Origin of the sequence: Streptomyces sp. NPDC056527 (genome assembly GCF_042794475.1) — a bacterium.
In the GTDB taxonomy this organism is placed as follows: Bacteria; Actinomycetota; Actinomycetes; order Streptomycetales; family Streptomycetaceae; genus Streptomyces.
Genome location: NZ_JBHTTQ010000039.1, coordinates 52,198 through 64,001 on the forward strand (window position 1 = coordinate 52,198; position 11,804 = coordinate 64,001).

The following is an 11,804-nucleotide window of genomic DNA, read 5'->3' on the forward strand; positions in this document are numbered from 1 at the left end:
GCGGTGGAGGAGTGCGAGGTCATCGACGGGTCACCCGGAGACGGCCGCGGCCCAGCCCTGCGACAGGGTCTCCTTGGCCTTGGACGTCTGCTGCTCGGTGGGGAACTTCGGGGTGCCGGCGACCTTCGGCAGCGCCGCGGCGGCGGCACTGTCGATCGTGCCGTCGGCCTCCATGGCCGGCATCAGCACGGGCCGGGCGTAGCCCTTCAGCCAGAGGTTCTGGCCCTCGGCGCTGTAGAGGTACTCCTGCCACAGCCGGGCGGCCGCCGGGTGCGGGGCGTCCTTGTTGATCGCCTGCGAGTAGAACTGGGCGTAGACGCCGTCGGTGGGGACGGCGACCTTCCAGTCGATGTCCTTGGAGGCGAACTGCTCGGCGTAACCGGCGTTCAGGTAGTCCCAGTCGATGGAGATGGGCGTCTCGCCCTTCTCGACCGTGGCCGGGGTCGACTCGACCGGGTTGTAGTTGCCGTTCTTCTTCAGCTTGCCGAAGAAGTCGATGCCCGGCTGGATGTCGTCGAAAGAACCGCCGTTGGCCAGCGCCGCCGCGTACACGCCGCCGAAGGCCGAGCCCGACTTGGTCGGGTTGCCGTTGAGGGCGACCTGACCCTTGTACTCGGGCTTGAGCAGATCGGCGAAGGTCTGCGGGCAGACCTCGACCCGCTTGGCGTCGCAGCCGATGGAGACGTAGCCGCCGTAGTCGTTGAACCAGCGGCCCTGCGCGTCGCGCTGCGTCTGGGGGATCCTGTCGAAGGCGGCGACCTTGTACGGCGCGGTCAGCCCCTGCTCGCCGGCCGCCTGGGCGAAGGAGGCGCCGAGGTCGAGCACGTCGGGCGCGCGGTCCTGGCCCTTGCGGGACTTGACCGCGTTGATCTCGTCCTGGCTGGAGCCGTCGGGGTTCTCGACGTTCACCTTGATGCCGTACTTCGCGGTGAAGCCGTCGATGATCGCGCCGTAGTTGGCCCAGTCGCGGGGGATGGCGATGGCGTTGAGCGTGCCCTCCTTCTTCGCGGCGGCGACCAGGGCGTCCATGCCACCGGCGTCGCTGGCGGAGGTCGCGGTGGAGAGGCTCTTCCCGTCGGCGCCCGCGGCGCCCTTCGTCGGGGCGGCACCGCAGGCGGTGAGGGTCAGGGCGGTCAGGCCGAGGGCGCCGACGAGGGCGGCGGCGCGGGCAGCGGAGGTCACGCGTACTCCATGGGGGAAGGGGAGCGAGGCCAAGATGTATGAACAACTGTTGTCCATACAACTCCTGCATTACGGGGGGCCGCGGTGTCCCGTCGGTGAACGCGAGGAGAAGCCCGCCCTGCCATTCCCCGGCGGATCGGGGTGTTCGGCCCGCCCGTCCCCGCTGTCGTGATCAGCGGCAGCGTGGGCTCGTCCACTCCAGGCGGGTCCTGACCCGGGGGTCCTCGATGTACTCGACCGCGGCGAGGGCGGTGTCGCGGGCGGTCCCCTCCGGACTCCCTTCCGCCAGGATCCGGACCAACGCCTCCACGGCGCGCGGATCCTGTCGGATCGCCAGCCCGCGCGCCGCCTCCGCCACCACGTCCGGATCGTCGTCCTCCAGCCGGGCCGCGAGCGCCTCCCGCAGTACGGGCGTGTCCTCGGGCACCTCCGCGAGCGCGAGGGTCGCCCAGTCCCGCACCCCGTGGTCGTGATCGCGGCTCAGGGCGACCAGTCGCGCCACCGCGACCGCGTCCCCGGCGGGTACGGGCCCGGTGAGCGCGCACCCGAGGGCCCGCCGCACCTCGATCTCGGGGTGCGAGGCGAACGCCGTCAACTCGCGCACCGCCACCGGTTCCCCGTACTGCCCGAGCGCGACGACCACGGAGAGCGCGGGCTCCCTTGCGGCATCCCTCGCCGTCTGTGCCGCCAGGTGACGCAGCACCGGCACGGCCCGCGCCGTGAAGCCGTCGAGACCGCCCAGGACGCGCGCGCCCAGGGCCCGCCGCAGGGGCTCCTCGCTCGCGCACCAGGCGACGGCCGCCGCGAAGGTGTCCTCGTCGCCGCGGTCGGCCAGGGCGCGGACCGTCTCGGTCCAGTCGTCGAGGTCGGGGTCCCCGCACCGCAGCGCACGCCCGGCGAGCTCCTCGTACGGCGCGCGGATCCCCAGCGCGCGCTCCAGGAGAGTGGCGATCGCCGCGTGGCCGGTCTGCTGCTCGTTGCCGCTGCCCGGGGCGCCGTTCGCACGGAGCAGGTCGACGACGACGGTCACCCCGCCGTCCTCGCGCACGTGGCGCACCACGGTCTCGCCGGATCCGTCGCCCCCGCTCGTTTCGAGCAGTCCGCGCCGCAACTCCTCCGCGACGTCGACACCGATCCAGCGCCGCGCCTCCCGCAAGGCGTCCTCGACCGGCCCGGCGCCGTGTTCCAGCAGGGCCCGTACGCTCCCGGTCGAACCGCGCCGCGCCGCCGCGACCAGCGGCGGAAGCGCGTCGGGGCCCGGCCGGCCGGGGTCGGCGCCGTGCTCCAGGAGGATCCGCGCGGTCTCCACGTGCCCGAGCCGCACGGCCCAGTCCAGGGCGGTGAACCCGAACGCCTCCGCCTGGTCAGCCCGGGCCCCGCCGGCCAGCAGGGCCCGCACCACCTCGGCGTGTCCGCCGCAGGCCGCCCCGCACAGCGGCAGGTCCCCCGCCTCCTCGCCGCTGCCCCTCGCGGGATCGGCGCCCGCCGCCAGCAGAAGCCGTACGATCCCGGGCTCGTTCGCCACGGCCGCCCGGTAGAGCGGGGTCTCGCCCGCCGCGTCGGCCTCGGGGGACGTTCCGGCCCGGAGGGCGCGCACGACGGCGTCGTCCCCCTCGTGAATCGCGTCGAACAGCGTGCTCATCCTTCGACCTTCACCCGCCGGACACGGACGGCGCAAACGATTAGGTCGCGCACTCCAGGACCGAACCGCACACCCCGCACCTCGCCTTGACCGTGCGGCCGGTCGGGACACGCAGGCGCTGACGGCACACCGGGCACGGGAAGGCCACCCGGGCCGAGGCTCCCGTTCCCTGGAAGGAGTACGGAGCGTCCGCGGGCGCCCGGCCATAGCGTCGGTCCTTCGCGTAGCGGTGGCGCGCCGCCCATCCCGCCGCCGCCAGCGGGGGCCGGCGGCCGTCCCGCGCCGCCTCCTCCCGTCCCCGGTTCCACGCCTCGTACGCGCGCGGGCTGGTGAACCACGGCGAAGGGTCCTCCCCGAACACCTCGGCCCGCTTCGCCAGGACGTACCCGAACTCCTCCGGCGTCAGGTAGCCCAGCTTCTGGCTGGACACCCCGTCCTCCCGGAACGCGTCCAGGAGCAGCCATCCGGCCCCCAGATACGTAGTCACCACATCCGTGAGGATCTCGTTCTTCCGGTTGTCGGGGAACCCGAGGTCGAGGCGGTGCAGGAGTACATGGGTGATTTCGTGGGCCAGTGCGGCTCCCACGTCCCTGCGGTGCTGCCGGAAGCGGTCGTTCAGCTCGACGAAGTACTCCGGTCCCGCGGCCAGTTCCACGCTCGCCGCGTGTGTCATCTCGCGGAAGCTCACGATCATCCGTGCCTCGGGGAGCTTCAGGTGGCGGACCAGGGCCCCCGCCACCCGCTGCGCCCCGAGATGGAGGTCCTCCTCGTCACCGAAGGCCACGTCGGCCGCCGGCACGCTCGTCGCGTACCGCCGGACCCCGTCCGCGGACAGCCTGCGGTACAGCGCGGTGATCGAGGCCCGGACCGCGTCGAGGTGCGGGAACCCATGGACGACTTCGTTGCCGATCGGCACGTGGCACCCCCTTTCCTTCACTGTACGGGCGCGACGCGGCACCGTCCGCTGGCCGAAAAGGTGTCCTTGTGGCCCCCGTGAGCCCCTGTCCATAATCCGGACCAAGCCTTGACGGGCACATGCCATCAGGGCTCAACCCCCCATGAAAGGCAGACACTTGAAGAAGAACAGGTTCGTCCGCGCCCTTCAGAGAATCGCCGCGGTAGGCGCCGTCGTGCTCGCCGCCGTCAGCCTCCAGCCCTCCACCTCCTCCGCCGCGCCCGCCCCCGTCGTCGGCGGAACCCGTGCCGCCCAGGGCGAGTTCCCCTGGATGGTCCGGCTGTCCATGGGCTGTGGCGGCTCGCTGATCACCCCGCAGGTCGTCCTCACCGCGGCCCACTGTGTGAGCGGCTCCGGCAACAACACCAGCATCACCGCCACCGCCGGAGTCGTGGACCTCCAGAGCGGCAGCGCCATCAAGGTCAGGTCCACCAAGGTCCTGCAGGCCCCCGGCTACAACGGCAAGGGCAAGGACTGGGCGCTGATCAAGCTCGCCACCCCGATCACCTCGCTGCCCACCCTGAAGATCGCCGAGACCACCGCGTACAACAGCGGCACCTTCACGGTGGCCGGCTGGGGCGCCGCCCGTGAGGGCGGGGGCCAGCAGCGCTACCTGCTGAAGGCGACCGTGCCGTTCGTCTCGGACGCGTCCTGCAAGGCGTCCTACGGCAACGACCTCGTCCCCGCCGAGGAGATCTGCGCCGGCTTCGCCCAGGGCGGTGTCGACACCTGCCAGGGTGACTCCGGCGGCCCGATGTTCCGCCGTGACAACGCCGGTGCCTGGATCCAGGTCGGCATCGTCAGCTGGGGCCAGGGCTGCGCCCGCCCGAACTACCCCGGCGTGTACACCGAGGTCTCGACCTTCGCCGCCCAGATCAAGTCCGCGGCCGCGAGCCTCTAGCACGACCCCGAGCGAGTACGGGTGCGGAGCCGCCGCCCCGTGACCGGCGAGCGTGTACGGGGGGCGGTGCCACCGCCCCCCGTACACGCTCATCTCTCATGCGAGCCGGACGCTCCCCGCCCCGCCCTCCAGTTCGAGCACCCACACCTCGTTGGCGCCCTCCCGCAGCACCGGGCCCGGCACGAACAGCGACTCCTGCGGGCCCGCGGACCAGTACCGGCCCAGGCAGAAGCCGTTCACCCAGACGAAGCCGCGCGTGCCGCCCGGCAGCGACAGCGTCGCGTCACCCGGCCCGGACACGTCCACCACCGCCCGGTGGAGTCCCGGCCCGGTCTCCCCGGCCACCGGCCGGAACGGCACCTTCGCCACCGCCCCCGCCTCGAAGGCGTCGAGACGCAGCCCCCGGGCCCGTACCCCGTGGACGTACTGCCGCTCGTGCCGGACCCCGCCCGTGATCCCCTTCGGCTCCGCCAGCCGCGGCCCGTAGTTGACCCGGCCCAGCGACTCCACCCACAGCTCCACCACCGCGGGCCCCGCCACCGGCTCCGCGAGGACCGCGTCCTCCGACGTCAGCACCTCGGCCCGCACCCCGTCCACGTACACCACCGCGCGGTCCCGCAGCCCGGTCACGGACAGCGGGTACGGCTGTCGCGGCCCGGGGATCTCCAGCCGGTAGCGCACCAGACCACGGTCCACGCCCAGCTCCTCGAAGGTCGGCGGCAGCGGCGTCCGTGACTCCTCGTCGCCGAGCGCCTCCAGGACCTCCGCGAGCGGCGCCCACTCCGCCGAGGCCGCCTCCGCCGGTGCCGCGATCCGGCGCGGCGGCTCCGGCACCTCCGGCAGCGGGCCGTCCGAGAACTCCGCCAGCACCTCGCGGAAGAGCCGGAACTTCTCCGTCGGCAGCCCCGCCTCGTCGATCGGCGCGTCGTAGTCGTACGAGGTCACCGTCGGCCGCAGCTCCCCCTCGTGCAGCTCACCGGCCCGGTTCGCCCCCGCCCAGCCGGCGAAGTTCGTGCCGCCGTGCGCCATGTAGACGTTCACCGACGCCCCGCACTCCAGGATCTCCCGCAGCGTCGCCGCCGCGTCCGCCGCGTCCCGTACGGAGTGCTCCGTGCCCCAGTGGTCGAACCAGCCGCACCAGAACTCCATGCACATCAGCGGCCCCGAGGGCTGATGCCGCCGCAGCGCCGCGAACGCCTCCCGCGCCTCCGAGCCGAAGTTCGCCGTCGCCAGGATCCCGGGCACCGAACCGCCCGTCAGCATGTGGTCCTCGGGCCCGTCCGACGTGAACAGCGGCACCTCCACCCCGAGGTCCACCAGCAGGTCCGCGACCTTGCGCAGATATCCCTGGTCGGAGCCGTAACTCCCGTACTCGTTCTCCACCTGGACCATGATCACCGGGCCGCCGCGGTCGATCTGCCGCTCCACGACCTGCGGCAGCAGCGTCCGGAACCACCGCTCGACATGGGCCAGGAACTCCGCGTCGTCCGTCCGCACCCGCCGCCCCAGGCTCCCCGTCAGCCAGTGCGGCAGTCCGCCGTTCTCCCACTCGGCGCAGATGTACGGCCCCGGCCGCACGATCGCCCACATCCCGGCCGCCGCCACCGCGTCCAGGAAGCGCCCCAGCGCGGCCACGTCCCCGTACCGTCCGGGCTCCGACTCGTACAGATTCCACGGAACGTACGTCTCCACGCAATTGAGACCCATCGCACGGAACGTCCCCAGGCGATGGACCCACTGGTCCTCGTGCACGCGGAAGTAGTGCAATGCCCCCGACAGCAGCCGCACCGGCCGCCCGTCCAGAAGAAAGTCCTCGTCACCCACAGCGAACGTGCTCATGGCCTCAGCCTCACCCTCTGGCGGCGGACGGGTCCATGGACAAAGATCGTCGCTGTTTGGACGGAAGAAAGGCAGGCACGGCGGATGTACCACACCTGGATGCGCTACTTCACACCCAGCCCGATCCACCACCGCCTCGGGCTCGTCTGCCTCGGCGTCGGACTCCAGCACGGCGCCCTGCCCACCGTCGGCCCCCGCACCCTCGACCACCACGTGGCCGTCGTCGTCAGCGCCGGCAGCGGCTGGTACCGGGGCCCGGACGGCCGGCGCACCACCATCACCGCACCCGCCCTGATCTGGCTCACCCCCGGCGTACCGCACCACTACTCCGCCGACCCGGAGACCGGCTGGGACGAGTCCTTCGTCGACTTCGGCGGTCCCGCCACCACCACCTACACCGAGCTCGGCTACATCGAGCCGGACCGGCCCGTCGTCCCCCTCTCCGACGCCGCCGCTCCGCGCGCCGCCATCAGCCGCATCGCACGGGCCGCCCGCCGCGGGAACCCCCTCCTGGAGGTCGAGACCGGAGCGGCCGTCCACGAGCTCCTCGTCGCCCTGCGCCGTGCCCGCGCCGACACCAACGCCGACGGCGACCCCGTCCTGACCGCCCTCGCCCGCGACGCCTTCCAGCCGCTGTCCGTCGCCGAACACGCCGCCCGGCACGGCATGACCCCCGCCGAGCTGCGCACCGCCGTACGGCGCACCGCCGGCTGCAGCCCCAAGGACTACCTGCTCTCCATACGGCTCGGACGCGCCAAGGAACTCCTCGCCGCCACCGAACTGCCCGTCGCCGCCGTCGCCCGCCGCGTCGGCTACGACGACCCGGCCTACTTCTCCCGGCTCTTCACCCGAAGGGTCGGGACCGCCCCCATCCGATTCCGGGAACAGCAGGGGCGCTCCGTCCCGGGCGGCTGGAGCAACCAGATCCCGGATCCCGAACACCCTCCGACGATCGCCACCCGATCCGTCTAAGCTCGCTGCTCATGAGTGAGATCGACGAGTCCGTCACGGCGGAACTGAACCGGCTGCGCGAAAGCATCGACAACATCGACGCGGCGGTCGTCCACATGCTCGCCGAGCGCTTCAAATGCACGCAGCAGGTGGGCGTCCTCAAGGCGAAGCACCAGCTGCCGCCCGCCGACCCGGCGCGCGAGGCCAGCCAGATCGCCCGGCTGCGCGAACTGGCCGAGAGCGCGAAACTGGACCCGGCGTTCGCGGAGAAGCTGCTGAACTTCATCATCGCGGAGGTCATCCGCCACCACGAGACGATCGCGGACGGAGCACGCTGATGCACGGAGCGGGCCGGTGAGCCGCGTCACGGTCTTCACCCTCGGCGGGACGATCTCCGCGCGCGGAGGCGACGCCTCGCGCATGACCGGCGCGGAGGTCCTGGCCGGGCTCGGTGCCCCCGACGTCGAGGTGGAGCTCCGCGACGTCCGCCGGCTGCCCAGCTCCTCCCTCTCCTTCGAGGACCTCGTCGCGCTCGCGCACGAGGTACGGGAGGCCGTGGCGGGCGGCTCCGGCGTCGTCGTGGTCCAGGGCACCGACACCCTGGAGGAGACCGCCTTCCTCCTCGACCTGCTCTGCGTCACCAGCGAGCCGATCGTGGTCACCGGCGCGATGCGCCGTCCCGACCTGCCCGGCGCCGACGGCCCGGCCAACCTGGCCGCCGCACTCGCCGTCGCCGCCGACCCCGGCTGCCGGGACCTCGGCGTCCTCGTCGTCCTCGCCGACGAGATCCACGCCGCCCGTCTCGCCCGCAAGACCCACACCACGTCCGTCGCCACCTTCGGCTCCCCGGGCGCCGGCCCGCTCGGCATGGTCGTCGAGGGCGAGCCGCGGATCCTGCTGCGCCCCACCGGCACCAGTGCGATCCACCCCCTGCGTCTGGATCCGGCGGTACGGGTCGCCCTGATCACCCTCACCGTCGGCGACCGCGGAGAGCTCCTGGAGGCCGTCGACTCCCGCTTCGACGGCCTCGTCGTGGCCGCCTTCGGCGCCGGCCACGTCCCCACCTGGCTCGTCGAGCCCCTGGCCGAGCTCGCCGACCGCATCCCCGTCGTCCTCGCCTCCCGCACGGGCGCGGGCGCCACCCTCTCCCGCACCTACCGCGGCCCCGGCTCCGAGTACGACCTCCTGCACCGCGGCCTCGTCCCCGCCGGCCCCCTCGACCCGGCCAAGGCCCGCCTCCTGCTGCACGCCCTGCTCTCCTCCGGAGCCAAGGGCCCCGCCGGCTACGACCGCCCCGGCATCACGGCAGCCTTCGCCCACGTGAACGGCACCGGCCTCGCGTAGGGCCGCCAGGAGCCTCGCCGGCTGAGGCACATCGCCCGTGCCGCAGGAGCCTCGACGGCTGAGCCCGGACCCGCGCTGGTGCTGCCACGAGGCTCGACGGCTGAGCCCGGACCCGCGTTGGTCCCGCCCGGGGGCTCGGCGGCCCCGGCCGGAACCTCGTCGATGCCGCCAGGAGGCTCGACGGCTGAGTCCGGGACCTCGCCCGCGCCGCCAGGAGCCTCGACGGCCCGTCGGACCCGCGCCGGTCTCGCCCGGAGCCTCGCCGGCTGCGTCCGGACCCGCGCCGGTCCCGTCAGGTCCGGGGCCTCGCTGGGGCCCCAGGACGCCCGGCCGCCCGTCCGGACGCTCGCGGCCATGTCCGCCGAGGCGTCCCGCGGAACCCCGCGGTCCGCTGAGCTGTCAGCGGAACACCCGTGCCCCCCGAGCACCCCATCGGGCAGCATGGGCCCATGTCCGTACTGACGCGCGACGAAGCGCAGACCCGTGCCCAGCTCCTCGACGTCCAGCACTACACGGTCGACCTCGACCTCACCACCGGCGACGAGACCTTCGAATCGACCACGCTCATCCGGTTCATCACCCGCACCGCCGGGGACACCTTCGTCGAGCTGAAGCCCGTCACCCTCCGCTCCGTCACGCTCGACGGCACCCCCCTCGACCCCGCCACGCTCGTGGAGAACCGCCTCCCGCTCGCCGGCCTCGCCGCCGGGGAGCACGAGCTGCGCATCGAGGCCCGGATGCGGTACTCCCGCACCGGCGAGGGAATGCACCGCTTCACGGACCCCACCGACGGCGAGTCGTACGTCTACACCCAGCTCTTCATGGACGACGTCCAGCGCGTCTTCGCCGCCTTCGACCAGCCCGACCTCAAGGCCGTCTTCGACGTGAGCGTCAAGGCCCCCGAGGGCTGGACCGTCCTCGCCAACGGCATCACCGAGCAGCAGGCGGACGGCCGCTGGAAGGCCGCGACCACCCCGCTCCTCTCCACGTACTTCGTCTGCGTCGCCGCCGGCCCCTGGCACTCCGTCCGCACCGAGCACGCCGGCCTGCCCTTCGGCATCCACTGCCGCCGCTCCCTCGCGCCCTACCTCGACGCCGACGCCGACGAGATCCTCGACATCACCAAGGCCCTCTTCGACCGCTTCCACGAGAAGTTCGAGGAGCCCTACCCCTTCGACTCGTACGACCAGGCCTTCGTCCCCGAGTTCAACGCCGGCGCCATGGAGAACCCCGGCCTCGTCACCTTCCGCGACGAGTTCGTCTACCGTTCCGCCGTCACCGTCACCGAGCGCCAGACCCGCGCCATGGTCATCGCCCACGAGATGGCCCACATGTGGTTCGGCGACCTGGTCACCCTGCGCTGGTGGGACGACATCTGGCTGAACGAGTCCTTCGCCGAGTACATGGGCTACCAGACCGTCAACGAGGCATGCTCCGAGCGCTTCCCCGACACCTGGATCGACTTCGGCATCGAGCGCAAGGCCTGGGGCTACGACGCCGACCAGCGCCCCTCCACCCACCCCGTCGCCCCCGACCCGGACGCCGTTCCCGACACCGCCTCCGCGCTCCTCAACTTCGACGGCATCTCCTACGCCAAGGGCGCCTCCGCGCTGCGTCAGCTCGTCGCCTGGATGGGGGAGAAGGACTTCCTCACCGGCATCAACACCCACTTCAAGCGCCACAGGTTCGGCAACGCCACCCTCGCCGACTTCATCGACAACCTCGCCTCCGCCACCGACCGCGACGTCCACGGCTGGGCCGAGCAGTGGCTGCGCACCACGGGTGTCGACACCCTCACCCCCGAACTCGGCGGCGACGAGACCCGCACCACCCTCACCGTCCGCCACGACGGCAGCCGCCCGCACCGCATCACCGTCGGCGTCTACGACCGCGACCTCGTCGACGCCAAGCGGCTCGTCCCGCGCGAGCGCGTCGAGGTGGACGTCCCGCAGACCGAGCCCCTGGAACTCCCCGGCCCGCGCCCCGCGCTCGTCGTCCTCAACGACGGCGACCTCACCTACGCCAAGGTGCGGCCGGACGAGAGCTCGCTGGAGTCCGCGCTGCGCACCCTCTCCGGCATCCCCGACGCCCTCACGCGCGCGCTCGTCTGGAACACCCTGCGCGACATGGTCCGCGACGGCGAACTGGAGCCCTCCGCCTACCTGGAGACGGCCCTCGCCCACCTCCCCGAGGAGAGCGACCTCGCCATCGTGCAGGGCGTCCTCGCCTTCGCCCGCACCCAGATCGCCGACCGGTACATCTCCGCCGAGGAGCGCCCCGCCGCGCTGGCCCTGCTCACCGGCCTCGCCCGCGACCTCATCCGCCGCACCGAGGACGGCGAGAACCCCGGACTGCGCCTCACGGCCGTCCGTACGTTCATCAGCTCCGCGGCCCAGCCCGACACCATCGCCGCCTGGCTCGCCGACGGAACCGTCCCCGGCGGCCCCGAGATCGACCCGGAACTGCGCTGGCGCATCCTCGCCCGGCTCTCGGTCCTCGGCGCGATCGACGAGGCGGCGATCGAGACGGAGCTGGCGCGCGACCCCAGCGCCACCGGCCAGGAGGGCGCGGCCCGCTGTCGCGCCGCCCTGCCGGACCCGGTGACGAAGGCGGCCGCCTGGTCCCGCCTCTTCGACTCGGACGACCTGTCCAACTACCTCTTCACGGCGACGGCCCAGGGCTTCTGGCAGCCCGAACAGGCCGATCTGGTACGGGAGTACGTATCCCGCTTCTACCCGGCCGCCACCGCCCTCGGCGCCCGTCGCGGCCCCGCCATGGCCGAGGCGGCGGGCCGCTACGCCTTCCCGTCCTTCGCGATCGACGCGGAGTCCCTGGCCCTGGGCGACCACCACCTGACGGACGAAGCCCTGACCCCGGCCCTCCACCGCAAGCTCGTCGACCAACTCGACGACCTCCGCCGAGCATTGAAGGTCCGGGCTTCCTAACCGGGCCGCGCCCGGCCCCCGCTCCTCCCGGTGGGGAGCGGGGGC

General features: G+C 72.8%; 9 protein-coding genes. 5 read left to right on the forward strand and 4 right to left on the reverse strand.

The annotated features are described in order from the left end of the window. Positions 1 to 30: 30 nt before the first annotated feature. The 3 genes from ACFQ7Q_RS20050 to ACFQ7Q_RS20060 form a co-directional block, all read right to left on the reverse strand. On the reverse strand, positions 31 to 1,182 hold the full coding sequence (locus ACFQ7Q_RS20050) for an ABC transporter substrate-binding protein (protein WP_383556843.1): 1,152 nt from the start codon (positions 1,180 to 1,182) through the stop codon (positions 31 to 33). A 172-nt stretch (positions 1,183 to 1,354) separates the two neighbouring features. Further along, positions 1,355 to 2,824, reverse strand: coding sequence for an ankyrin repeat domain-containing protein (locus tag ACFQ7Q_RS20055; protein WP_383556846.1), 1,470 nt, complete (start codon positions 2,822 to 2,824; stop codon positions 1,355 to 1,357). A 40-nt stretch (positions 2,825 to 2,864) separates the two neighbouring features. Continuing rightward, complete coding sequence (locus ACFQ7Q_RS20060) at positions 2,865 to 3,740, reverse strand: hypothetical protein (RefSeq protein ID WP_383556849.1); 876 nt, start codon at positions 3,738 to 3,740, stop codon at positions 2,865 to 2,867. Between the two features lie 142 nt (positions 3,741 to 3,882). Between ACFQ7Q_RS20060 and ACFQ7Q_RS20065 the strand changes: the two genes are divergently transcribed. After that, entirely contained in the window at positions 3,883 to 4,680 is a 798-nt protein-coding gene (locus ACFQ7Q_RS20065) for a S1 family peptidase (protein WP_383556852.1), read from the forward strand. 96 nt (positions 4,681 to 4,776) lie between these two features. On the opposite strand, the gene ACFQ7Q_RS20070 is transcribed toward ACFQ7Q_RS20065, so the two are convergent. Further along, complete coding sequence (locus ACFQ7Q_RS20070; RefSeq protein WP_383556855.1) at positions 4,777 to 6,519, reverse strand: beta-galactosidase family protein; 1,743 nt, start codon at positions 6,517 to 6,519, stop codon at positions 4,777 to 4,779. Positions 6,520 to 6,603: 84 nt separating this feature from the next. Here ACFQ7Q_RS20070 and ACFQ7Q_RS20075 point away from each other — a divergent pair, with 84 nt between their 5' ends. The 4 genes from ACFQ7Q_RS20075 (at position 6,604) to pepN (ending at position 11,759) form a co-directional block, all read left to right on the forward strand. After that, entirely contained in the window at positions 6,604 to 7,491 is an 888-nt protein-coding gene (locus tag ACFQ7Q_RS20075; RefSeq protein ID WP_383556857.1) for an AraC family transcriptional regulator, read from the forward strand. 11 nt (positions 7,492 to 7,502) lie between these two features. Then, complete coding sequence (locus ACFQ7Q_RS20080) at positions 7,503 to 7,808, forward strand: chorismate mutase (RefSeq protein ID WP_383556860.1); 306 nt, start codon at positions 7,503 to 7,505, stop codon at positions 7,806 to 7,808. A gap of 16 nt (positions 7,809 to 7,824) precedes the next feature. Beyond that, positions 7,825 to 8,814, forward strand: coding sequence for an asparaginase (locus tag ACFQ7Q_RS20085; RefSeq protein ID WP_383556862.1), 990 nt, complete (start codon positions 7,825 to 7,827; stop codon positions 8,812 to 8,814). Between the two features lie 449 nt (positions 8,815 to 9,263). Then, positions 9,264 to 11,759: an aminopeptidase N gene (pepN, locus tag ACFQ7Q_RS20090; protein WP_383556865.1), complete on the forward strand. Its 2,496-nt coding sequence runs from the start codon at positions 9,264 to 9,266 to the stop codon at positions 11,757 to 11,759. Positions 11,760 to 11,804: the final 45 nt, after the last annotated feature.